The organism is Methylocystis iwaonis, assembly GCF_027925385.1.
Lineage (GTDB): Bacteria > Pseudomonadota > Alphaproteobacteria > Rhizobiales > Beijerinckiaceae > Methylocystis > Methylocystis iwaonis.
In genome coordinates, this window is record NZ_AP027143.1 from 69265 (window position 1) to 93367 (window position 24103).

The following is a 24103-nucleotide window of genomic DNA, read 5'->3' on the forward strand; positions in this document are numbered from 1 at the left end:
CGGGCGCGGGCTCCCGACAGACGCGCTCCGCCGAGCATCAGAAGCGGACCCTCACGCTTGCGGCGAGGGTGCGCCGTTCGCCGGCAACAGCCTCGCTCTGAGCGCGCGCCGCCCATTGATCATATCGCCTGTCGAACAGGTTGAGCACCGAGAAGCCGAAGAGGAAACGGCGGTCCTGCGTTTCGAAGCTCGCGCTCAGATCGGTGGTCCACAACGGCTTGAGCTCGACTCCTCCCGGCGCGTCGAAGCGTCGGCCAATGTAGTTCTGGACGACGCTGAAACGAAGGCGGCTCGGGTGGACGAAGGTCAGACCAGCCCGCCCGAAGCGCTTGGGGATGTAAGGAACGTCCACGGCGTCGCCGTTGGCGTCGGTTGTCCGCGACCGGGCGAGACCGACTGCGCCGAACACGCCGACGCCATGCGTGAGCCAGAGGTTGGCGCTCGCGCTCAGAGTATCGAGGCGCGCTTTGGCGAGGTCGAAGGTCTCGAGCGTGTCGGGAACCCCTACCCTAAGCCCAGAGGCGCGCTGGCGCTGGTATTCCACCGAAGTGAAAATCTGTGATGTCCATTCGGCGTCGTAACGGAGCGCCGCCGTCTCCTTGCGCCCGGCGAGCAGGAGCGGGATACTGTTCGGGACGAGACCAAGCGTCGCGACCGGCGCCAGCGAGAAGCTGCTCGGCAGTTCTGTGTCGCGTCGCCAGGCCGCCCGCAACCACTGGCCGTCAATGGGCGCGAAGCCGACGCCAACGCGTGGATTGACCCTTGTTTCGACCGATGTGTTGCTCGTATCCAGTCGGACGGCTTCGAGGCCAGCCTCCGCCTGAAAATTGTCGATCGGCTGCCAGGTGGCGAACGAATAGATCCGGCCGGCGGTGAAATTGACGCTGGCCGCATTGTTCACCAATTGGGTCGCCTGAGTGTCGAAGGCAGGAATGGTCAGCCTCAGGAAATCGTTCTCGGCGGCGCGCGAGCGGCCAGTCTGCACTTCAACGCCGCTACGCAACGTAAGGTCGCCCACGCCGAACAAGTGGCTCGCGGCGGCTGTCAGCGTATCGGTTTCGACCCTGCGTCTCACTTGCGTCTCGAGAGTCATCGGAAATAGGTTGAAAAACGGGTCGAGCAGGGCGGAGATAGCAAAGCGGCGGTCTCGAAGCTCGGAGCGCGTTCCGACGACCGCCATGTTCAGCACGTCTCGATAGCCGAAGGTGTGGCTGTAGCCCGCGCCAGCTTGGCCCGCGCGAATTTTGCGGCGATCTTCGTCCGCGAGAGTGATCGCCGGCGAGATCAGGTCCGGCTCGACGGCGCTCGCGGCGCTCCAGAACAGGAACCGGTCTGCGGCGTTCGGCGCCATGCCAACAAAGATACTTGCGTTCTGCGCTTTCTCGCCGCCGGGATAGCGGTCGGCGCGATCCATTGCGCGAGTCTGCGAGGCGCTGATAGAGACGGCGGTCGGAACCGGGTCGTTGGCGAACGCTTGCGCCGACGCCTCGCTCCACCAGCCGCCTGATCCGCCCCGGTTGATCCACGACCCGCCGATCTCGACGTCGAGAAACGGGCGTCTCAGCAAGTCGATGCGCCCAAGCCGGCTGGAAACCGCCAAGGGATCGAGCAGAAGTCCCTGGATAACGAAATTCCCGGCAACGTCGGCGTGCTCAGCGCCATTGAGCTCATCGAGGGTGGATAAAGTGAAGAAAGGCCGTGTTCGGCGGGCGGCCGAATAATCGAAGTAACTGACCGCCGTGAAAGGATCGGCGACGCGATCGGTGTAGAAGCGCGCCCACTCGTCGAGTCCCAGGAGCCGATAGGCGTCGCCCAGATAGCTTCCTCCCGTGCGGGTGGCGGCCAGGGCGGAGAAAAACCCGCCCCGGTTACGATAGCGGCGCACGGCCTCGCGGGCGTTGAGAATCGCCGCGTCCGCGTCACGCTGGTCGATGGCGATCGCGGTGCGCGCGATAGAGGTGACGGGATCGTTCTTGTCCAGGCGGTCGGCGTTGTCGAAGGCCTGGGCGGCGATCTGGAGGTCTCCAGACTGGTATTGGACGATGGCGGTCATCAAGAGCGCTTGCGCCGAAGCGGGATTGGCCGCGCTTCCCGCCAGCACATATTCCAGCGCCTTGGTCATGTCGCCGGTCTGGAGGTAATAACGGCCTTTCGCCGTGTAGGCTGCGTCGAGGGACGGGTCGAGTTCGAGCGCCCTGTCGATCAATTGCCCCGCCTCCCGCACGCGGCTCTGATCCAGCAGCACGGTCGCGAGATTCGCGTAGGGGACCGGGTTATAGGGATCTTCTGCTATCCCCCGACGATAGGCGGCCTCGGCCTCGAGGTTCGCGTCGCGCGCATATTCCGCCAGCCCGAGCGCATTCCAGACGCTGCTCGAACCCGGCGCGAGACGGGCGGCTTCGGTCAGGTCGCGAACCGCGCCATCTAGGTCGTTATCGATCAATCCTTTGAGCGAGCCTGAGGCGTACAGCGTCTCTGCGCTTGTCGGGTCGATCGCGCGCAGTTGCTCGACCATCGCGCGCAGCGCGCTGCGCCGATCCATAAGCACGGCAATCTCGGATGACAAAAGAACCGTTCTGAGGTCGCGCGGATGCGTCTTCGTCGCCAGATCGAGGATCGTCTGAGCCTCGCCGATGGTTTTGCCGAACGCGGTGACATAGGCTGCGCAGAAGCTTTGATTGGCGTCGCCGGCCTTGGGCCAGGGCAACAGCTTCTTGGGATTCGCCAGCGTCGCCGCCGCGAAATATCCGCATTCGGCCTCCTCCCGCCGCGGCCCGCTCAGGGAGCGCGCCGCGCGTGCGAAAAGCGTCGCGGCTTCGGCGTAGCGCTTCTCCGAGCCGGCGACGATCGCCTCGACAAGATCGAGCCTTGCTCGCAGAGCGCCGACCGAGCCGCCGCCCTCTCGACCTTCCAAGCGCCGCCGCGCTTCGGCGATTGCGTGCTGAAGCGTCTCGCGTCGGTCGATATTGACGCCGGTTTCGGCTATGCGCAGCCAGTCCTCCGCCGTTCTCGAGGCGGCGGGAATGGCGGTTAGACGGGCCAGCTCGGCCTGACGCCGACTACCTTGCAGCGGCGACGCCAAAAGCTGACGGAACAAATCGCGCAGCTCCACATAGAACAACATCTGCTCGCGGTCGTCGGAGCGTACGAGGACCGTCTTCGTGGGCTTCTCGCCGATGCGGGCGCTCGCCGCCTCCCCCTGGCGCACTATCACCGATCCCTGCGGATTGGAGAGCTCGATCTCCCCTTCCATGACGACGAGCGCCGTGCGGTCGCCCTGGACGTTGAGCGACCAGTCGGTGCCGCGAATGGCCGCGGCTGCGGCCGGCGTGTTGACCTTGACGCCGGAGCCTCCGCGTGAGGCCCGGGCCCAAACCGCGCCCCCCGGAAGCGTGAGTTCGGTCGTTCCTTGTTCCGGGCTCGACGCGATGGCGTTGACGACGAGGGTCGACTGGCGGCCGAGACGAATTGTCGTCTGGTCGGCAAAGGTGATTCCCAAAGCGCCGAGTTCGCCGGTCTTCAGCGTGTCGCCGCCGAGGACATCCTGCGTAACCACGGCGGGACGCCAATGTCCTTCGCGCAGGATCCGAAGCTCTTCGCCGCCCTTGGCGGAGACGATCACGCCGGCGCGCGGCGGCGGTCGGGGGAACGGTTCCTGGGCGTAAGCGACCTGGCTCCACAAAACGCCTAAGACAATCGACAAGCAGAAAAACCGACGCAATAGACCCCCCTTATGCGAAAAGCCTTTTAATCCGGAAGCCGCACACGGTTATGCCTTAGCGCGATATCTTGCCACGCTCCAGGCGAGATCGAAACGCCCAGTTCCGCTCACGCTATAGCTTAAAGGGGAAAGCCGAGACCGAATCCAGGAGGTATTTTTCCAGAAATTCGGGCGGAATTTCCATATATCAGCGGGATTAATAGTCGGCCCGACGAACGGCCGGCTATACGCAACAGCAATTCATCGATGAGCCACTTGGACCGTCAGGCGTCTCCGCAGGCGAAAAAATCTGTGGGTACCTTTCGCGGCAGAGGGGCTTCAACGGCGATATGGCGAAATCAGTTGGCCCAGGGATTGAGCGTCTCGCCTTTACTGCTCAGCTTGCCCTCTTGGCGCGATTTTCGCTCTATGTTCGGCGACATGCGGCGCTCCTACCGGGCGGGCCGAAAGCTTTCGTCGCGCCGAAAAACCCTGTGCCCCAATTGCGTCGACCTCTTTATGCCCTATAATACGCCCTCTAAATCAGGCAAAATAGCTTCCAATGGTCACTCCCAAATCCCGCGCAACAACAACCAAGACAACAGCGTCCGTCCGCCGCAAATCACGGGCAAAGGCCGCGGCCGATTTTCCAGCCGGGCTGGAGCCCGCGCCCTTGGTTGCGGACCTTATGAATCACCGGGGCTTGGTCACCGTGGATAAAGTCGCGACGACATTCGGCATGTCGAAGGGACAAATCGCCGAAACCGTCGGATTGAGCCGGGAGGCGTTCTACAAGCTCGCCCGGTTGGAGGCGCCCAAGACCCAGTCCCGCCTCAAGGAAATGCTCGAGATCGTGTCGCGCGTCTCGGATTGGGCAGGCGGCAAGGAGCAGGCGATGGCTTGGTATCGCGCCCAGCCGATCGCCGCTTTCGGCGGGCGCACGGCAGAGTCTCTGGTGAAGGACGGGCAAGCCGGCGCGCTACGCGATTACCTCGATCATATCGCGCAAGGCGGCTTTGCTTGAGATTTCAGGCGACCTGCTACAGGGCGCATGATCCGCGTTGGTCTTTTGCTCCGCTCTCGGGGGCAGGCGCCGCGATACGCGGGGCGCGCTTCAACCCGAAAGGCGCGCCGGCGCTCTATCTCGCACTCACGATCATGACAGCCGTCAAGGAGATCAACCAAGGCTTCGCGCACAAGATCGAACCCTGCGTGCTCTGCTCATACGACGTCGATTGCGAAGATGTTGTCGATCTTCGAACCGAAGATAACCGCAAAACTGCTGGCGTCTCTCTGGACGATATGGCCTGCGCCTGGTTCTCTGACATTTCGCAGGGGCGGGAGCCGGCTTCTTGGCGGGTCGCTCAGCGGCTCATAAATGCCGGCGCTGCGGGCATCCTTGTCCCGAGCTTCGCACCGGGAGCCAGCGAGCCTGACCAAAACCTTGTTTTGTGGAAATGGGGCGAGCATCTCCCTCACAAAGTTTCTGTCTACGATCCAAGCGGCCGCCTGCCAAAAGATCAGCTCTCCTGGAAATGATCCGAAGACGCCATTCTTAGACCAGCGTCATTTCGAGCCGGCTGAAAGCGCGAGGCTGATAAGCCGCGCCGCGTCTTCGATTTCCTGAGGCTTGGTCAGAACATCCGGACAGACCCGCAAAATGTCGCCGCGCGCATCGCAGACGACGCCCGCCTCCTCGAGCCTGCGCACGCAGTCTCTGGCTTGCGGCGTGCGGATCGCGAGGAAGGCGCCGCGCGGCGCGCCGGGAGATAGAGTTTTGACCCCATTTGCGGCAAGCAGGTCTTGGAGCCGCGCGCATTGCGCGAGCGAATGGGCGCGCAGCCGCTCGACGCCGATCGCGCGTGTGAATTCGAGACCGGCGTGCGCCTGATAAAAGGGCGCGATGGCCGGTGTGGACTCGAGCCAACCGTCGCCGCCGGCCGCTACGCGCGCTTCCTCCGCCCGGGTGAAGTTGAAAGGCTCTGGGCGCGCGAACCAGCCCGTGTCCAAGGTGCGCATCGTCGCGAGCCGTCGCGGATGCACGTAGAGCCAAGCGGCGCCCGGCCCGCCACGCAAATATTTGTAGGAACCGCCGATAGCGAAATCAACGTCGAGGCTTTGAACATCGACCGGCAGAGCGCCGGCGGCGTGGTAGAGGTCGAGGAGAACGCAGGCCCCCTGCTCTCGCGCCGCATGCACGATCGCCGCCGCATCCTGCAACCACTGCCCGGTGTCGTAAAAAACGAGAGAAAAAACGACGAGATCGGGCTTTTGCCCCAGCCCGTCGATGAAGTCCTCTTCCCCGTACAGCCGGTTCGCGCGCGGCGCGATCCATTGCAGTTCGACGCGCCCGCGCCCGGCGAAGCTTTTCAACAAGAAGTCAATCGAATCGAATTCGCTGCGCGTCGTCAGCACGCGGATCGGCCTGTCGAAACAGTTCAGCACCGCCCGCAGCCCCTGGCCGGCGCTCGTTTTCGGGACAATGCATCCCGGTTTCGGCGCATTGATCAAGGCGCCCACATTGGCCCGAAAAGCGCCTACCTCTGCGAGCCATTCTTCCCAGGCGCCGCCGAGATTGTCATACCAGGCAGCCGTATAGCGCTCGAGGTCCGCCTGCATCCTGTCGAGCGGACGCCCGAGAGAATGGTTCGCGAGATAAATTGTGCCCGGATTCGTTCCGAGCACACGGGAAAATAGCGGATCGACGCAGCGCCGCAGCAATGTGTCCTGTAGAGGTCCCGGCCCGAGAGCGGCCACGGCAGTCGTGATGTCATCCATCACGCCGATCCGATCCGTGTGCGAACGTCGAGCAACTCGGGGAAGAAGACATAGTCGACGATCCGTCGCAGGAAGGCGACGCCTGACGAGCCTCCGGTTCCTTTCTTGAAGCCGATGATGCGTTCAACCGTTTTGACGTGCCGGAAACGCCAGAGCTGGAACAGCTCGTCTATGTCGATAAGCTTTTCGCATAAGGCGTAGACCGGCCAATGGGCGGAAGGCTCCGCATAGATGCGCTCGAACACCGGCACGAGGGCCGGATTGCGCACATAGGGGGCGCTCCAGTCCCGGCTAAGACAGGATTGAGGCACCGCGTGGCCATGTCGCGCCAGATAGCGCTGAAATTCGTCGTAAAGGCTTGGGCTTTCGAGCTCTCGGCGAAGCTCCTCGCAGATTTTTGGGTCATGCGCAAAAAGCTGGAGAACATCCTTCTGCTTGTTGCCGAGGATAAATTCGACTGTGCGATACTGGTAAGATTGCAGGCCCGACGCCGGCCCGAGCATGGGGCGGAATTTGGCGTAATCGCTTGGCGTCAGCGTTTCGAGCACCGACCATTGATCGAAGAGCTGCCGCTCGATGCACTTCACGCGAGAAAGAATTTTCTCGCAGGGGTCGAGCGTGTCGCGCATGATGGCGCTGCGGGCGGCGCGCAGCTCATGCAAGATGAGCTTGAACCATAGCTCCGCCACCTGATGCTGAATGATGAAGAGCATTTCGTCGTGCTCGGCGCCGAGCGGGTACTGAGCGCTCAATAAGGTATCGAGCTTCAAATAATCCGCATAGGTCATACGCCCAGCAAGGTCGCGATCGATCTGGTCTTCGAGTGGACGGACCGGCTGTGTCTCTGTCATCTTCATGGCTCAGCAGTGACTGCCTCAAAGCGTCGGGCCCCGGGACGCCAGGCCTAATCGCTCGCATGACTCCATTCGAGCGGAAGCGCGCTAGACAAAGGGCTATTGCGCTCATGAGGGCATATGTAATAGCCACTCCAAGGTTGGTCGATTGCATATGCAAAACCGAGAAGGCGCCTGATCGCCATAACAGCCGAAAGCCAAGCATGTTCGCCGAAGCAAGAAAAAAAGCCGCCAAATTAGGTCTCGACGCGACGCGCCGTCACATTTTCCTCTGCGTGAAATGCAGCCAGCAGGCCTGTTGCAGCGACGAACTGGCCGCCCGGTCCTGGGACCATCTCAAGAAAAGGCTGAAGGAGCTCGGCCTGAGCGAGGCTGGCGGCGTCCAGCGCACCAAAGCGGACTGCCTCCGAATTTGTTCTAGCGGGCCTGTTGCGGTCGTCTATCCAGAGGGCGTCTGGTACGGGCGATGCACTCCAGAGAACCTCGATAAGATTATCGAAGAGCACCTTGTTGGCGGCACGGTCGTCGACGCGCTGCGCATTGCCGGGCCAATGGCTGCGTATTCTTGAGGCTCGTCGCCGAGATAAAGGCGGGCGCCGCTCTCAGGAGCGCGGCATAGACAGGACTACGATGGACTGCCCTTTGATCTCGGCCTTGCTATAGCCCGCGACCGGATAATCGAGCTTTCGCAGAGAAGACGCGCTCGAACGAAGAGTTCCAGTCCTGGACACTCTACCCGCCCCGACCAAAGTAACGTAGGCTCAGTGGGCGTTCGAGCGATCGATCGGGTTTCCCGAGACCATAGGCGAGGCGCGAGGCTGCGGTGATGTCTATTCTGAAGTCGACGCGTCGGCCAAGCCGCGCCCCGTCGGGGCGAATTGTGACCTTCAGCGTATAGGCCCCGTCGCGGGGAAGCGTGACTTCCCGACTCGCGCCCTGTGTCTCGCCCGATCTGAAGATTGGCGTATGGGTGGAAAGCGACGTCACGGAAATGACGAGCCATTTCATGCGCGCCGAATGGATTTTGATCAGAACGCGCTGACCCGAGCGAGCGTAGAAAACATCTTCATGCGTCTGCCAGCCCTGCAGCGTCCCACGCACATGGATCGGCAAGTGACCATAATGATGCCTTTTCTCGACGGCGAACGCCGGAGCCGCCCAGAGAGCGAAAAGGACAGCCGCGAGAAGACCCGCCTTCATTCTAACGATCCTCTCTCCCCTGCCCTTGTCTGCCGGTGATTCCATGCGGGCGGAAAGCGCGCTAGACGCTGCGCGCGGCGGGCGGCGCGGCGCCCTCCCCGTCTCGGTGCAAGGTGAGCGGCCCGAACTGACGGGCTTGCGGATCGTAGCCGAAGACCTCGCCCGTCTCGATCTTGTAGACCCAGCCGTGCAGATTAAGATTACCCTGCGCAAGGCCGGAGGCGACGACCGGATGTGTGCGCAGATTCTCGAGCTGCATCAGCACGTTTTCCTGAACGGCGACGTTGAGCAGGCGCGTCGGATCGGCTTCTGGATATTTGTCCCGCAGGATACGCGGCGTCGACTCGGCGTTGGCAAGCCAATTCGTGAGCGCGGGGAATCGCGCAGGCGGCGGCGGATCGAGGATCGCCTCCACGGCGCCGCAATGGGAATGGCCGCAGACGACGATGTCTCGCACGCCGATCGCCGCTACTGCGAACTCGATCGTCGCCGCCTCGCCGCTGTGAGGATTATAGGGCGGCACGAAATTGCCGGCGTTGCGCATGATAAAGAGCTCGCCTGGCGCTGTCTGGGTGAGAAGATTGGGATCAATGCGCGAATCCGCACAGGTGATGAACATTGTTTCGGGCCTCTGGCCAAGCGCCAGGCGCTCGAACAGCGCGCGCTGCGAGCCAAAGATTTCACTCTGGAAATGATGGAGACCCTCGACAAGCCGCTGCATCGCCTTCTCCTTACCGGGACTCCTAAAAAGATGACGGCCTCCGGAGTGAATTCAAGCAAGCGGCCCGCGCTTTCGGCGCCGCTGGGCTGGTAGAACGAGGCGCTCCCATTATTTCTCCTCAGAAACATTCGAGGAGAAGACGCCGATGGAGTCACTGAAGGCGCCGCTTGCGCGAACATTCGGACACGACCTTTTCGCCTCCATCGTCGTCTTTCTGGTGGCGCTGCCGCTTTCAATGGGCATCGCAATTGCCTCCGGCGTGCCCATGGAAAAGGCTGCGCCGGTGGGTCTGGTGACGGCGATCGTCGGCGGCCTGGTTGTTGGACCGCTGTCCGGCAGCCCCTTGCAAGTGAGCGGCCCCGCCGCGGGCTTGACCGTTATGGTCGCAGCATTCATTCAGAAATTCGGCTTCGAAGCGCTCGGGATCATTGTTGCGATCGGCGGATCGATCCAGGTTCTTGCCGGGCTTTTCCGGCTGGGTCCCGTGTTTCGCGCCGTGTCCCCGGCGCTCATTCAAGGGATGCTCGCGGGCATCGGCGTGCTGATTTTCGCCTCGCAATTTCACGTCATGGTCGACGACGCGCCGCCGGGCACGGGCCAGGAATTCGGCGGCGTGATCAATCTGTGGTTCATCCCCGAAGCGGTGTTCAAAGGGATTACCGTAGCTGAGCATCGACCCGCCGCGATGATCGGCCTTCTGACGATCACGATCGTCGCCTTATGGTCTGTTCTCGCGCCGAAAGCGCTGAGGCTCGTGCCGGCGGCGCTGCTCGGCGTCGTCGCCGCCACCGCGGCTGCGGCCATATTCGATCTCGACATGAGGCGCGTGCCCGTGCCGGAGAGCCTGCTCGACGCGGCGCGTGCGCCGAGCCTCGCCGATCTCGACGCCTTGCGCGACATTGGCGTCTGGCTCGCCGGTCTGTCGCTCGCCTTCGTCGCCAGCGCCGAATCGCTGCTCACCGCCACGGCGGCAGATTCACTCCAGCGCCATGCCGAGCGCACGCGTTACAGCCGTGAGCTCGTCGCGCAGGGGACAGGCAATATTCTGTGCGGCTTCTTGAACGTCTTGCCGCTGACCGGCGTTATCGTGCGCACGTCCGCCAACATCATGGCGGGCGGGCGTACGCGCCTTTCGGCGTTCCTCCATGGGGCCTGGATGCTGCTCTTCGTGCTGCTGCTGCCGCAACTGCTCAGCATGATTCCAATCGCCGCCCTTGCGCCATTCTCGTTTACACCGGCGTGAAGCTCGTGAAGGTGGACTTCGCTACGGATCTCTGGAGACAGGATCGCATCGAGGCGCTCGTCTTCGGCGTCACTTTCGCGGGCGTCGTTGGATTCGATCTTCTAACAGGCATATTGCTCGGCATCGGCGTATCGCTGGCGAGGCTCGTCTACACTTTCTCTCATCTCGACATTCGAGTCGAAAAGGACGAAGCTTCAGGCGTCGCGCATGTGTTTCTCGACGGCGCCGCGACCTTCATCCGTCTGCCGAGGTTCGCCGGCGTTTTCGAGAAGATTCCGGCGGGCTATGACGCGCATATTCATCTGAGCGGACTCACTTATATCGACCACGCCTGCCTGACGATGCTCATGGACTGGGGCGAGAATTTCGAAGCGGCGGGCGGCCGCCTCCATCTCGACTGGGACGTCGTGCACAGGCTCTTCGAAGAAAAGGCTTGGCGCCCGGCGAATGCGACCTGAGCGCGACGCGAGGAATGCAGCAGTGGACCGCTTCCAGATCCTTCCGCATCTCGCCGCGCTCGGCGCAGCTTATGTCCTCGCCCTGCCGATCGGATGGGATCGGGAAAAGGAAGACCGCAGCGCTGGGCTGAGAACCTTCCCGCTCGTGGCGATCGCGTCTTGTGGCTTCATTCAGGCTGCGGAGTCGATCCTCGTGAATTCGCCCGAAGGGGTTGCGCGCATCGTCGAAGGAGTCGTCACCGGCATCGGCTTCATCGGCGGCGGCGCGATCCTCAAGACTGGCGCCTCGGTTCATGGGACGGCGACGGCGGCAAGCCTTTGGGCGACAGGCGCGGTCGGAGTCGCCGTCGCGCTCGGAAGCTATGACGTTGCGGTCGCCATCGCGACCTTGACCTTCGTGACGCTGAAGCTCATCACGCCCTTCAAAGTGGAAGAAGAGACGGAAGACGCGCGGGCAAAGCGAGACGGCGAGACCTGATCAGCGCTATTGCGAGCCCGTTCCCACCGCCGCCGCATATGTCTGGATCTGACGCAGATGCTGCATAACGGTCGGCAAGACCTCTGAAGCGAGGCCCTTGAGCGCCGGGTTCAGACCGGACCCGATCTCATAGGACAAAAGCTGCGCAGCCTTTTGATGTTCGGCGAGCTGATACGTCCAGAAGCGCCTGTCGAAGTCAGGACCGCTCGCGCTCCGCAACTCGTCCAGCATAGCGGCGCGCTCCTTGTCGAGAGCCGCAGGCGCAGACACGCCGGCGTCCCTCGCAATGGCGGCGAGCCGCTCGCCCAACGCTGCGTGATCTTTCGTCATACGCTCGCTGAATTGCGCGACCGCGGCGTCCGCGCGTTTTTGTCCGCCGAGCTGCGCGACTTCAGCTCCGGCCATGCGGTTCGTCGCCGCCGCGCGCAGGAAAAGCCTGTCCGCGTCGTTGAACGTGCTGGCTTCACGCGTCGCTATTGCGCTTCCTTTCGCGCTGGGCGGCGGCGCCAAGGCGGGATTTCCTGCGCCTGTCCGCCTGTCTGGCGCTTGCGCGAGAGCCGGCCAAGCCAAAGCGACGAGAATGAGCGGTAAATAGCATATGCGCATGCTGAGGCCCTTTCGGAATTCTCGCGTCTCTATCGCTACAGCGTCAGCATATAGGCGACGAGAGCGTCCTTCTCTTCCTGCGTGAGCTTCACGCCCAACACGAGGTTGAAGAATTCAACCGTATCGGCGAGCGTCAGCAGACGGCCGTCGTGCAGATAGGGCGGCGTATCCTTTATCCCCCGCAAGGTGAAGGTCTTGATCGGCCCGTCGGGCAGCGCCACCAGCCCGTTGATCGTCTGCCCGATCTCGTAGAACCGTTCGAGCTTCAGATCATGCATATTGTTGTCGAGGAAAGACGTCTGAGGGATGTGACACTCGGCGCAACGCCCTTTGCCGAGGAAGAGTTTCTCGCCCGAAAGCTCCTGCTGCGTCGCCTTTGCGGGATCGAGCCTGCCTGTCGGGTCGAGTTTCGGAGCCGGCGGGAAATCGATGATGTTCTGCATTTGCGCCATCATCGCGACTTGATCGGGCCGGTTGGGAAGGTGGACGCCCTTACGCTGCGCGCTGACATGATCGCCATTGAAATAGGCGGTGCGCTGCTCGAATTCGGTGAAATCCTCTACGGACCGCAGCGAGCGCTTGGACCCGTGGATTTGCTGATTGAACATGCCGCGAAGACTGACCGTATCGAGGCGGAACCGCGAAGCCTGGGGCCGAACGTCGGGGGTGAGGTGAAAAGCGGCGTTGGTGTGAAAATTCGAATGGCAATCGAGGCAACTGATGCCGAGCGATTGCTCGGCGACCTTGCGATCTTCCGTTTGGTTGAATTCCTCCTGCGGGAATGGCGTCAGCAGGAGGCGCAATCCTTCGAGCTGCACCGGCGTGAGGAACCCGACCATCATGGAATAATGGTTCTTGATGGTCAGGAGCTGTCCGCGAGATACGTCGCCGAGTTCGGGGTGGGTGGTCAAAAAAATCGGCGGGGGAAACTCCGGCGTAAAATGCGCGGGCAGATCGAAATCCACGTCGAATCGCTTCAGGTCGCGCCCCTCTTGCCGATTGATCTCGTCGATCTGTTGCTTTGGAATGACCTGGCCGCCCGTCGCCTGCTTGACGTGCGGAAGCGGCATGAAGCCCGCGGGCAATAAACCTTTCTTGCGGATGTCGTCGGGGGTCATCGACGCGAGGCTGTCCCAGGAGACGCCTTGCGGCAATCTGACGCGAACGGCGCCCTGCACCGGCTTGCGCCCGCCGGACATCATCGCGCCCGGCTGAGCGCGGTCCGACAGGTCGTAGCGCTCTTGCATCAGCGATTGCTGCCGCTGCATAACGCCCGGCTTTTGCGCTTCGTCCTCGGCCCTCACTGCGTCGAAAGGCTGGGTCGGCAACGGCCGATAGGTCGCATCGGGCGGTAAAGGATCGGCCGTCGCGCAGGACGTCGCTACAACAAACGCGATCGGCGCAATCGAGGAAAGCGCGTGACGGAACATGTGGGCCTCCCGCAGCGAACCCCTGCGTCCTCCGAACGCAGCACATATCTCAACAATTCCCAGTTCATCGAGTTCCGACAGCGACGCTTGGTCGGGCGCGTGAAGAGCTGCGACCTTCCTCGGTCGGCGCCGCGCTTCGGCCGACGCTCCGCGGGCACAGAGGTTCTGCACTGTTCAATCCGCCTCATATTAGTGCGACCGGTGTGCTGTTTGCTTAGTTTGCAGACATGGCCGCCTCCAAAATATTCAGCCTTAAACTGGGCAAGATCAGCGTTGCCCCGCAATCAGTTAGCGCCATGGGATAACGCGTCCCTGTCTTCATTTGGCGCGCCCTTTGCATTCTCCCACGCCAGATGCGCCGACTTTGGCGCCAGCTCCCAATGATGGGTCACGCAGCAACGCCGCTGCTCCAGAACTTGCCGCAACCGTGCGGCGGTTCTGGGCAGCGGCGTTTTTTTGTTTTCAGCGAGCCGCTCTTTCGCGCGCGTCGAGCTGAAGGAGCGAGGGGGAGATATGAGTGAGAGAACGATGAGCAGAATCGGCGGCGCCATTTTTATGCTCTGCCTCGCCGCGTCTGGCGCCTGGGCGGATGGCGCGCCAAAAAGCGAGGTGACCCCGCCGCCGCAACCCTTGCCGCCCCAGCCCTTGGCGCCCGCGCCGCTTGGGGTCTTCGGCGCCGACATGCCGCCAGCCGGTAAGCTGATTTTGTCGATCGTCCCGCAGTTCCTCGGACGGTCAACGTCGCTCGAAGGCGCGCGCCCTGTCTCCTCGCAGGAGATTGTCGCGACGACGCCTTGGTTTTTCGACCCGCGGCAAAAATTGCGCGGCGTGCCGCAAAGCGCTCTTCAAGCGGTTCAGACCGTCCAATTGGCCTATGGCGTGACGAAAGTTCTCTCGATCGTTGTCGCGACGGGCATGACTGAAAAAAATCTCAGTTTTCTCACCTTCAAGGGACTGAGCGGGATTACGCCTCTCGGCATGAGCTACACGGGAACCGACAGCATATCGGATACAACGGCGTCAGCGATCTGGCGCGTTTATGAAGATCCCATCAATCGCGTGCAGGTCAATGTCGGCATGTCGTTCCCGACCGGGAGCAACCACAACACATTTACCTTGTTGCAACCGAACGGAACCTACGCAACGACGCGCGCCTTTTATGCAATGCAGATCGGGACGGGGACATTCGACGCAATGCCCGGCGTCGTTTACGCCGGCCAACTGAATAATTGGTCCTGGGGCCTGTCTTATCGCGGGCGTTTTCCGCTCGCCGCAAATCCGGAAGGCTATCGGTGGGGCGATCTCCACGAATTTACCGGGTGGGGCGGATATAGCTGGATCCCCGGCGTGACGACGACTTTTCGCGTGACAGGCAGCCTCGAAGGCCCAATCCGAGGCTTCGACTGGAACATCGCTGGAAAGGCGCAGGCGGCGAATCCGAAATTCTATGGCGGCCAGCGCGTGGAGCTCTTTGGCGGCGCGACGATCAGCGGCAAATTGGTGGGATATGAAAATGTCCTTCTTGCAATCGAAGCCGGGTTGCCGGTCTATCAGAATCTAAACGGCCCTCAGCTATCGAAAGCGTGGCAAGCGGGGCTGGCGCTGCGCTTCAAGATCTAGGGCCTCGCGCCGCAGCAGAAACTGGCGAAGCCAAAGGCGCCTGCTGGCGCTTCTCCAGCCATCGCGCTTAATGTAAGTGGGCGCAAACCCAATTCCTGCGGATACAGGGCCGTGAAAATCGTTATCGTCGACGAAAACCCGATCCGCGCAGTCATCCTTGAAGAGGGCCTGCGAGAGGCGGGGCTTGGGCAGGTCCAGCGGATAGGCGAGATGAACAATCTTCTCGCGCGAATCTACGCCATCGATCCGGATGTGATTCTGATCGACCTCGAAAACCCGTCTCGAGACACGCTGGAGCAGATGTTTCAGGTGAGTCGCGCCGTGCGCAGGCCCATCGCCATGTTTGTCGACCAGAGCGACGCCGTTTCGATACAAAGATCCGTGGATGCGGGCGTGTCCGCCTATATCGTCGACGGATTGAAGAAAGAGCGCATCAAATCCATACTCGACCTTTGCGTCTCGCGGTTCAACGCCTTTTCCAAGCTTCAAAGCGAGCTCGAGCGTGCGAAAGACGATCTCGAGCAGCGGAAAGACGTCGACCGCGCGAAGGGCATATTGATGAAGTCGAAGAACATCTCCGAGGACCAGGCTTATCGGCTGATGCGCAGCGCCGCGATGCGGGAAAATAAGAAGATTGGCGACATCGCCAGATCGATCATTATGGCGAGAGAGCTGCTGAAATGAAAATTGTGCGGATTGGCTTCATCCCGCTCGTCGATGCGGCGACTTTGCTCATAGCGGTCGACAAAGGATTTACGGCGGAGGAAGGTCTGGACGTCCAGTTGGTTCGGGAGGCGTCATGGTCCAACATTCGTGACAAATTGGCCATAGGCTTGTTCGACGCCGCTCATCTCCTCGCGCCAATGGCCGTGGCTTCGAACCTCGGCCTTGGACATGTAAAGGCGCCGCTCGTCTCTCCCATCAGCCTCGCCATGAACGGCAACGCAATCACTTTGTCGCGCAAGCTATTTCTCGAGCTGCAAGAAGCTTCTGATGACAGGCTTTCAGATCCCGCGGTAAGCGCCAAGGCGCTCGGAAAGATCGTTCAAAAACGCGCGGAGCATGGCGACGAGCCTCTGACATTCGGGATGACGTTTCCCTTCTCGATGCACAACTATGAACTTCGCTATTGGCTGGCCGAAGGCGGAATCGACCCGGACGAGGACGTACGACTAGTCGTGCTTCCGCCGCCCTATATGGTCGAAAGCTTAACGAGAGGGCAGATCGACGGCTTCTGTGTCGGCGCACCCTGGAGCTCCTTGGCCGTCGACGCCGACGTCGGAATCATTCTTCACTTTGGTTGCGAAATCTTCTCCCGCGCGCCGGAGAAGGTCTTGGCCATGCGCGAGGCCGCTGCGGCGGATGATCCAGACGTCGCGGCCGCTTTGGCGCGCGCGATCTCTCGGGCGGCGACGTATGTCGATGATCCGACGAACCGCGACGACGTCGTAAGCGTGTTGGCGCGTCCGGATTGCATTGGCGTTGGTCACCACGCGATCCGAGGCACGCTCGCGGGGCAAATAAACCTCGACTCGCGGGGCGGCGCGCGCGCATGTGAAGATTATCTCATATTTGGAAAAAATAACGCCTGCCGGCCCGATCCTCGCCATGCCGTTTGGATTTATGCGCAAATGCTCCGCTGGGGCCAGGCTCGCTTTTCTACCGGGCTCGTGGAGATTGCGAAAGCAGTCTATCGCCCCGATCTTTACGACGCAGCTATTGGCGTTCGGGAGGTCTCGTCCCCATCGCTTCCCGACGTCGTCGGCGCGTTTGCGGGGCCTGATCTCGACGAGCGTGATCTCGATTCTTATTTGAACGGCTTTGATATCGGCTCGAAAATTTGAGCGCCCAGTCTCTAGGCAATCAAATTATGTTTTGAGCTAGCGGCGCCCCTGAAGTAAGCGCCAAAGACAATAATCGACAAGCTTGCAAGTTGGCGCATTCGCCTGGGAGCCCGCGATTTCTCGCGAGATGGACGCGCATCGAGGAAGTTGCGCGTATTTGGCCCGCTTCCTGCAAGAGAGTTTTCGGTCAACGACGACCTCCGGTCCGCCGGAACCGCGCCCAACGATGGGCTCGGTCACAGACGCCGCCGTGGAATCCTGCAAAAGATTCCAAGGCGACGCGGTCGTCTTGCCAAGCTTCATAGAAACAAGACGATCGACTGTGTGAACGGACCGCGAGGACGCTCAACAGAAGTCGAGAATATGCCTGTCACCACGCATCAAGCGAATAGACCCAAGCTCGTTGTCGTCGGCAACGGAATGGCGGCCGGCCGCGTGCTCGAAGAGCTTTTTGAGCGCCGATCGGGAGCATTCGATGTGAGCGTTTACGGCTCGGAGCCGCGCGTCAATTACAACCGCATCATGTTGTCGCCGGTTCTCGCCGGTGAGAAGGCCTATGAGGACATCATTATTCATGGCGAGAGCTGGTATGCCCGCCATGGGGTTGCGCTGCATAAGGGCGAGACGGTCGTCTCCATCGATCGAAACGCAAAGCGCGTGACGACGGCGTCAGGCCGGAACGAGCATTACGACAAACTGCTCATCGCGACCGGTTCCGCGCCAATCGCCATCCCCGTTCATGGCGTCGATCTGCCCGGCGTTGTCACCTTCCGTGACCTCGACGACGTCGACGCCATGCTGGGACAGGCTGAAAAAGGCGGCCATGCGGTTGTCATCGGCGGTGGGTTGTTGGGATTGGAGGCGGCGGCTGGGCTCAAGTCAAAGGGGATGGCGGTGACCGTCGTTCACTTGATGCCAACGTTGATGGAGCGGCAACTGGATCCCTCCGCGGGCTATCTGTTGCAGAAAGCCATCGAGAGGCGCGGCATCGAGGTTCTGACCGGAACGAACACTCAGGCGATCCTCGGCAGCTCGAAGGTCGAAGCCGTCAAGCTGGACGGAGGCAGAGACATTCGCTGTGACATGGTCGTGATGGCGGTGGGGATTCGACCCAATGCGCGTCTCGCCAAAGAGGCAGGTCTCGTGGTCGAGCGCGGCGTCAGGGTCGATGACGAAATGCTCACCAGCGATCCTGATATTTATGCAGTCGGCGAATGCGTCGAGCATCGCGGCCAATGCTACGGCCTTGTGGCGCCTCTTTTCGAAATGGCCAAAGTTGTGGCGGCGCGGCTGTGCGGCGATAGCGCGGCGCGCTACCAGGGTTCGGTCGTTTCTACGAAACTGAAAGTATCGGGCATTGATCTTTTCTCCGCCGGCGATTTTACGCTGGGAGACGACGATGACGAGATCATTTTGCGCGATCCATCGCGCGGCGTCTACAAGCGCATCGTGCTTCGGGATAATCGCCTCAAGGGCGCAGTGCTTTACGGCGAGACCGAAGACGGACCGTGGTTATTCGACCTCCTGAAAAAAGAGACGGACATCGCCGCGATGCGCGATACGCTCATCTTTGGGCAGGCGTATCAGGGAGGATCGCCGCTGGACCCTACGGCGGCCGTTGCAGTGTTGCCGGATGATGCGGAGATCTGCGGCTGCAACGGCGTATGTAAAGCAGCGATCGTTTCGACGATCACGGAACAGGGCCTGACGTCTCTCGACGAGGTGCGGGCGCAGACGAAGGCGTCCGCCTCCTGCGGTCAATGCACATCCAAAGTGGAAGCGTTGATCGTCGGCGCGCTTGGAGACACATACAAAGGCGCGACGCGTAAGCCCATGTGTAGGTGCACGGACCTCACGCATGAGGAAGTGCGCGGCTTTATTGTCTCCAGAAGCCTCTCCTCTCTGCCGGCTGTTATGCAAGAACTCGGCTGGAAGACCTCCTGCGGTTGCCCTTCCTGCCGACCAGCGTTGAATTACTATCTGCTTTGCGCATTCCCGCTGGCTTACCGCGACGATGCACAATCGCGCTTCGTCAATGAGCGCGTGCACGCAAACATCCAAAAGGATGGCACCTTCTCTGTCGTCCCGCGCATGTGGGGCGGGCTGACGACTCCGAATGAATTGCGCGCCATCGCAGATGTTGCGGATCGCTTCAGTATCCCGACCGTCAAAGTCACAGGCGGGCAGCGTATCGATTTGCTCGGGGTCAAAAAAGAAGATTTGCCTGCCGTGTGGGCGGAACTCAATCGCGCCGGGCTCGTCTCGGGCCATGCCTACGCCAAGGGATTGCGTACGGTGAAGACCTGCGTCGGCAAGGAATGGTGCCGGTTCGGCACGCAGGATTCCACGGGACTCGGCGTTAAGCTCGAGCGGCTGTTGTGCGGCTCCTGGACGCCCGCCAAAGTAAAACTCGCCGTATCTGGCTGTCCGCGCAATTGCGCCGAGGCGACGGTGAAGGACATTGGCGTCATCTGCGTGGATTCGGGGTTCGATATTCATATTGCAGGGGCGGCCGGGCTGCATGTGCGCGCAACGGACCTTCTTGGGCATGTCGAGACCGAAGAGGAAACGCTCGAATATGTCGCCGCGATCTTGCAGCTCTATCGAGAAGAGGCCGCCTATCTCGACCGGCTTTACAAATGGGTCGAGAAAACCGGCCTGGAGCGCGTGCGTCATATAATCACGGAAGATCATGTAGCGCGCAAAGCGCTTTATGAACGCTTCCTCGTTTCACAGCGCGCCGTGCGCAAGGATCCTTGGGCGGAACGCGCGGCGGGCTTCAACGCGCAGGAATTCGCACCCTTGGCGATCGTTGCGCCCATTGCGCAACTTGCGGCGGAGTGAGGACGCGCGATGACTCATCTTTCGCCAAACTGGTTCGACATTGGGCCACTCGAGCAAATCCCTCAACGCGGCGCGCGTGTCGTCAAAACGCCGCGACGAAACATAGCGGTCTTCCGCACCGCCGGAGACGAGGTCTTCGCCCTCGAGAATCGATGCCCCCACAAGGGCGGCCCTTTGAGCGAGGGCATCATTCATGGCCGAAAGGTCGCCTGCCCTCTCCACAACTGGATCATCGATCTCGACAGCGGATCCGCCACCGGAGCCGATCACGGCTGTGCGCGCAGTTTTCCAGTCAAGATCGAAAAGGGGCGCGTCTATCTCGAAATGACCGTCGCCGTTACGCCATGAAGGAGCGACAATGAGCGCGTCTTCTAAAATCATTCGCACGACTTGCCCCTATTGCGGAACCGGATGCGGCGTCAAGGCGACCGTTTCCGCCTCCGGCGGAGTCCATATTTCCGGAGATGAAAAGCATCCGGCGAATTTCGGCCGGCTTTGCATCAAGGGCGCGACCCTCGCCGAGACGTTGACGCTAAACGAGCGTTTGCTTCATCCGCGAATTTTCGACAAACGCGCGAGTTGGAGCGAGGCGCTTGCAATGGTCGCCGGCCGCTTTCGGGAGGCGATACAGACCTACGGCCCCAGTTCCGTCGCCTTCTATGTCTCCGGACAGATGCTCACAGAAGATTACTACGTCGCCAATAAGCTGATGAAAGGTTACATCGGCTCCGCAAATATCGACACTAATTCTCGTCTCTGCATGGCGTCGACCGTCGCCGGGCACAAGCGCGCCTTCGGCGCAGACATTGTCCCGAATGTTTATGAGGATCTCGAACTTTCGGACCTCGTTGTTCTAGTCGGATCGAACCTCGCCTGGTGCCATCCGGTGCTATTTCACCGCCTCGAAAACGCAAAGGCCGCACGGCCCGAGATGCGAGTCGTCAACGTCGATCCCCGGCGCACGGCGACGAGCGAAATTTCCGACCTCCAGCTTTCAATTGCGCCCGGCTCCGACGTCGCGCTTTTTCTTGGCTTGCTCCGTCATCTCGATCGCAGCGGGAAATGCGACGCATCTTACGTGGCCCTTCACACCCACGGGTTCGACGATGCGCTCGCCATCGCGGATTCATGGGACGTCGCTTCCGTGGCGAAAGCAACAGGGATTGAAGAGGCGTCACTGCAGCGCTTCTACGAGCTTTACGCTGAGAATGAGCGCGTCGTGACGGTCTACTCACAAGGAGTAAATCAGTCGATTTGCGGAACCGACAAGGTCAATGCGATCCTGAACTGCCATCTCGCGACGGGGCGTATCGGAAAGCCCGGCGCGGGGCCTTTTTCGGTGACGGGGCAACCAAACGCCATGGGTGGGCGCGAGGTTGGCGGGCTCGCCAATCAGCTCGCCTGCCATATGGAGCTTCATGATCCGCGGCACCAGGATATCGTGCGGCGCTATTGGCGTTCGCCCACTATCGCAACCAAGCCCGGCCTCAAAGCCGTTGATCTCTTCAAGGCCGTCTCCGACAGGACGATCAAGGCGCTGTGGATTATTGGGACAAATCCAGCCGATAGCTTGCCCGACGCCGACAGTGTGAAGGCTGCGCTGGCCTCATGCCCCTTTGTCGTTGTTTCGGACGTCGTAGAGCGCACGGATACATCCGAATTTGCGCATGTCCTGCTTCCGGCGCGCGCCTGGGGAGAGAAGGACGGAACGGTCACGAATTCGGAACGGCGCATCTCGCGTCAAAGGCCGTTGCGTCAGGCTCCCGGCGATACCATGCCCGATTGGTGGAGCATTTGCCGTGTTGCGAAGCTTATGGGTTATTCAAGGGGTTTCGACTACGGCGGGCCCCATGACATTTTTCGGGAATACGCCGGTCTTTCGGGTCATCTGAATAATGGATCACGGGATTTCGATATCTCGGACTACGACGACATTTCGCAACGCGATTATGACAGCCTTTCCCCTTTCCAATGGCCGCGGCGCAAGGGCTCATTCCTGAGCAGACGATCGGAAAGGTTCTTCGCCAACGGCGGCTTCTTCACGCCGGACGGCCGCGCGCGCTTTATCGTCACGCCGTTTCATCCGCCCAAGAAGCGCAATGCGGGGTTGTTCACTCTCAACACTGGCCGTATCCGGGATCAGTGGCACACCATGACCCGGACGGGCGTCGCGCCAAGCCTATCGCGGCACATCGTCGAGCCCTTTGTCGAAATTCACCCGGCGGACGCCCGAGCCCTCGATATTCTGCCGGCGAGTCTGGCGCGTCTTTCTAATGCGCATGGCTCGGTGATTCTTCGCGCGCTTGTCACCGATCGCCAAAGGAGAGGGTCGCTTTTTGCGCCGATCCACTGGACGCAGCAGAATTCGAGCTGCGGCCGCATCGACGCGCTTGTCGGCGCGAATACGGATCCGATTTCCGGCCAGCCAAATTCGAAAGGCGCGTTCGTTGGCATCGAGCCTTGGCCGGCTGCCTGGTTCGGCTTCGCGCTGACGCGCAACAAACCAAGCGATGTCGACGCCGGCTACTGGGCGCTGGCGCGAACGGGTTTTGGCTGGCGTATGGAGCTCGCGGGCCTAAGCGAACCGGAAGACTTCGAAAGATACGCCCGCGAACTCTTTGGCGTCACCGCGGACAGCGCAGCACTCGCCTGCGTCGAGGATTTCGGACGAGGGGCGTTTCGTTTCCTTGCCCATCAACATGGTCGGGCGCTGGGCTTGTTTATCATGTCGCGAGAACCCGTCGAAGCGGCGCGTGCGTTTTTGTGCGAGAAATTCGCCTCGCATGATCCAAAAGACTTGATGTCGCTTCTTGCCGCCCGGCCGCTGTCGCACGCCGATTGCGGCCGCACGGTCTGCATCTGCCACGGGGTCGGCGCGAAAGAGATAGAGGTGGCGATCGACGGCCGCGCGCGAACGGTCGAAGCCATCGGGCGCGCGACGCGCGCCGGGACGGGGTGTGGCTCATGCCGCCCCGAGATTCAGCGCCTCATCAATGAAAAAGCCAGCCACGCCCAGCGCGCGCCGGCGCCGGCCCAGGATTCACCCCAAGAGGAGCACGCATGAAACTCGACGACTTCAGAAAAGCTGGCCATTGGCCCACGCTGCTTGCCGCTTTCCTTTATTTCGACATCAGCTTCATGGCCTGGGTCTCTCTCGGTCCGCTGATGATCTACATCACCAAAGGCATGCAGATCCCTGTCGAGGACAAGTTGTCGCTCGTGGCGATTCCGGTTCTTGGCGGCGCCTTTTTCCGCGTGCCGCTCGGGCTTATTGCCGATAGCATCGGTTCGAAAAAGGCGGGGATCGTCGCCCAAGCGATCGTGATGTTCGCTGTTGCGCTCGTCAGCGTCCTCGGACTAACCGGTCCTTCAGCGATCGCGCTCTTCGGGATTGTGCTCGGCATCGCCGGGGCGTCTTTCGCCGTCGCCCTGCCCCAGGCGGGGCGCTGGTATCCGCCGCAATACCAAGGCTTGGTGATGGGCATCGCAGGCGCCGGAAATATGGGCGTTGTGCTGGACGCGTTGTTCGCGCCGTGGATCGCCGAGACATATGGCTGGCGAACGGTTTACGGTGTGCTTTTCGCCTTGATGCTCGCCGTCTTTGCGATTTACGCAATCGCCGCGAAGGACGCGCCGGGCGCGAAGGCGACGATCAGCCTGTCCGATTACGGCAAGATATTGCGCGACTCCGACAGCCTATGGTTCATGTTCTTCTACTTCATCACTTTCGGCGGCTTTGTCGGGCTCGCCTCTGCGCTGCCGCTTTACTTCACGGCGCAGTACCACGCGTCCGGCGTCGCCGCCGGACTGATGGTCTCCATCATCGTCGCCTTTGGCTCGGGTTTCCGACCCGTTGGCGGCTACATCGCCGATCGGATCGGCGGCGTGAAGACGTTGTCTTTTCTCTTTGCGGCCGTCTCGCTGTGCTACTTCGCGATCGCGCTTCTACCTGCCGGGCCGGCCCCGGCGGCTGGCGCGGCGGGCTGGAATCTGACGCAGCTTCCGCCGGTCGCCTTCGCGGCGGTCGGCTTGTTCTCTATCGGCGTGCTCTGCCTTGGCATGGGGAATGGCGCGGTGTTCCAGTTGCTGCCGCAAAGGTTCCGCCGGGAGATCGGCGCCATGACGGGTCTCGTCGGCGCGGCGGGGGGCCTGGGCGGCTTTTTCCTCGCCAAAACCCTGGCTTTTTCGAAAGGCGCCACAGGCGGCTTCAGCGGCGGCTTTGTTTTCTTCGGCCTTCTTGCGCTGCTCGGCCTCATCGGCTTGTTTATCGTGAAGACCCGGTGGCGCACCACGTGGGGCGCGGTGTCTGGGGCGAGAATCTAGCTGA

20 protein-coding genes are annotated in these 24103 nt (G+C 61.4%); 13 read left to right on the forward strand and 7 right to left on the reverse strand.

Translation table 11 applies throughout. The features are described from left to right. Positions 1-37 precede the first annotated feature (37 nt). Entirely contained in the window at positions 38-3721 is a 3684-nt protein-coding gene (locus tag QMG84_RS18060; RefSeq protein WP_281932349.1) for a FecR domain-containing protein, read from the reverse strand. A gap of 667 nt (positions 3722-4388) precedes the next feature. Here QMG84_RS18060 and QMG84_RS18065 point away from each other — a divergent pair. Together QMG84_RS18065 and QMG84_RS18070 are read left to right on the forward strand one after the other, a co-directional pair. Continuing rightward, the gene (locus QMG84_RS18065) at positions 4389-4724 is read left to right on the forward strand and encodes an antitoxin Xre/MbcA/ParS toxin-binding domain-containing protein (RefSeq protein WP_202073323.1); all 336 of its coding nucleotides are present in this window, start codon (positions 4389-4391) and stop codon (positions 4722-4724) included. Next, positions 4721-5239, forward strand: coding sequence for an RES family NAD+ phosphorylase (locus QMG84_RS18070; RefSeq protein WP_281932351.1), 519 nt, complete (start codon positions 4721-4723; stop codon positions 5237-5239). Before QMG84_RS18065 ends, QMG84_RS18070 begins: the two co-directional genes overlap by 4 nt. Positions 5240-5266: 27 nt before the next feature. Here QMG84_RS18070 and QMG84_RS18075 read toward each other — a convergent pair whose 3' ends face one another. Both QMG84_RS18075 and QMG84_RS18080 read right to left on the reverse strand, forming a co-directional pair. Further along, positions 5267-6478, reverse strand: a complete 1212-nt coding sequence (locus QMG84_RS18075) for an aminotransferase class V-fold PLP-dependent enzyme (RefSeq protein ID WP_281932352.1) — start codon at positions 6476-6478, stop codon at positions 5267-5269. Continuing rightward, positions 6478-7329, reverse strand: coding sequence for a tryptophan 2,3-dioxygenase (locus tag QMG84_RS18080; protein ID WP_281932353.1), 852 nt, complete (start codon positions 7327-7329; stop codon positions 6478-6480). Before QMG84_RS18080 ends, QMG84_RS18075 begins: the two co-directional genes overlap by 1 nt. A gap of 206 nt (positions 7330-7535) precedes the next feature. Here QMG84_RS18080 and QMG84_RS18085 point away from each other — a divergent pair, with 206 nt between their 5' ends. Continuing rightward, on the forward strand, positions 7536-7901 hold the full coding sequence (locus tag QMG84_RS18085; RefSeq protein ID WP_281932355.1) for a (2Fe-2S) ferredoxin domain-containing protein: 366 nt from the start codon (positions 7536-7538) through the stop codon (positions 7899-7901). Between the two features lie 163 nt (positions 7902-8064). Here QMG84_RS18085 and QMG84_RS18090 read toward each other — a convergent pair whose 3' ends face one another. Both QMG84_RS18090 and QMG84_RS18095 read right to left on the reverse strand, forming a co-directional pair. Further along, complete coding sequence (locus QMG84_RS18090) at positions 8065-8532, reverse strand: hypothetical protein (protein WP_281932357.1); 468 nt, start codon at positions 8530-8532, stop codon at positions 8065-8067. A gap of 61 nt (positions 8533-8593) precedes the next feature. Further along, on the reverse strand, positions 8594-9253 hold the full coding sequence (locus tag QMG84_RS18095; protein WP_281932360.1) for a carbonic anhydrase: 660 nt from the start codon (positions 9251-9253) through the stop codon (positions 8594-8596). Positions 9254-9398: 145 nt separating this feature from the next. Between QMG84_RS18095 and QMG84_RS18100 the strand changes: the two genes are divergently transcribed. Genes QMG84_RS18100 through QMG84_RS18110 form a run of 3 tightly spaced genes read left to right on the forward strand, consistent with a single transcriptional unit; the run spans position 9399 to position 11432 of the window. Continuing rightward, positions 9399-10496, forward strand: coding sequence for a SulP family inorganic anion transporter (locus tag QMG84_RS18100; RefSeq protein WP_281932361.1), 1098 nt, complete (start codon positions 9399-9401; stop codon positions 10494-10496). A gap of 5 nt (positions 10497-10501) precedes the next feature. Next, on the forward strand, positions 10502-10954 hold the full coding sequence (locus tag QMG84_RS18105; RefSeq protein WP_281932362.1) for a SulP family inorganic anion transporter: 453 nt from the start codon (positions 10502-10504) through the stop codon (positions 10952-10954). A 22-nt stretch (positions 10955-10976) separates the two neighbouring features. Beyond that, positions 10977-11432, forward strand: a complete 456-nt coding sequence (locus QMG84_RS18110; protein WP_281932364.1) for an MgtC/SapB family protein — start codon at positions 10977-10979, stop codon at positions 11430-11432. Between the two features lie 6 nt (positions 11433-11438). Here QMG84_RS18110 and QMG84_RS18115 read toward each other — a convergent pair whose 3' ends face one another. Next, a complete protein-coding gene (locus tag QMG84_RS18115) occupies positions 11439-11942 on the reverse strand; it encodes a DUF4142 domain-containing protein (RefSeq protein ID WP_281932365.1) in 504 nt (167 codons plus the stop codon). Positions 11943-12073: 131 nt separating this feature from the next. Beyond that, on the reverse strand, positions 12074-13468 hold the full coding sequence (locus QMG84_RS18120; RefSeq protein ID WP_281932367.1) for a cytochrome B6: 1395 nt from the start codon (positions 13466-13468) through the stop codon (positions 12074-12076). A 528-nt stretch (positions 13469-13996) separates the two neighbouring features. Between QMG84_RS18120 and QMG84_RS18125 the strand changes: the two genes are divergently transcribed. From QMG84_RS18125 to QMG84_RS18155, 7 genes are all read left to right on the forward strand, one after another. After that, positions 13997-15088: an alpha-amylase gene (locus tag QMG84_RS18125; protein WP_281932369.1), complete on the forward strand. Its 1092-nt coding sequence runs from the start codon at positions 13997-13999 to the stop codon at positions 15086-15088. A 111-nt stretch (positions 15089-15199) separates the two neighbouring features. Continuing rightward, positions 15200-15772: an ANTAR domain-containing response regulator gene (locus QMG84_RS18130; protein WP_281932371.1), complete on the forward strand. Its 573-nt coding sequence runs from the start codon at positions 15200-15202 to the stop codon at positions 15770-15772. Further along, on the forward strand, positions 15769-16932 hold the full coding sequence (locus tag QMG84_RS18135; RefSeq protein ID WP_281932373.1) for a CmpA/NrtA family ABC transporter substrate-binding protein: 1164 nt from the start codon (positions 15769-15771) through the stop codon (positions 16930-16932). The genes QMG84_RS18130 and QMG84_RS18135 overlap by 4 nt, the downstream gene beginning before the upstream one ends. Before the next feature lie 363 nt (positions 16933-17295). Beyond that, positions 17296-19776, forward strand: a complete 2481-nt coding sequence (gene nirB / locus QMG84_RS18140; protein ID WP_281932375.1) for a nitrite reductase large subunit NirB — start codon at positions 17296-17298, stop codon at positions 19774-19776. A 9-nt stretch (positions 19777-19785) separates the two neighbouring features. Beyond that, positions 19786-20124, forward strand: coding sequence for a nitrite reductase small subunit NirD (nirD, locus tag QMG84_RS18145; protein WP_281932377.1), 339 nt, complete (start codon positions 19786-19788; stop codon positions 20122-20124). 10 nt (positions 20125-20134) lie between these two features. After that, positions 20135-22840 carry a nitrate reductase gene (locus QMG84_RS18150; protein ID WP_281932379.1) on the forward strand — a complete coding sequence of 902 codons (2706 nt, stop codon included), beginning with the start codon at positions 20135-20137 and terminating at the stop codon, positions 22838-22840. Further along, positions 22837-24099 (forward strand): MFS transporter, encoded by a 1263-nt coding sequence (locus QMG84_RS18155; RefSeq protein ID WP_281932381.1) that lies wholly within the window; start codon positions 22837-22839, stop codon positions 24097-24099. The genes QMG84_RS18150 and QMG84_RS18155 overlap by 4 nt, the downstream gene beginning before the upstream one ends. Positions 24100-24103: the final 4 nt, after the last annotated feature.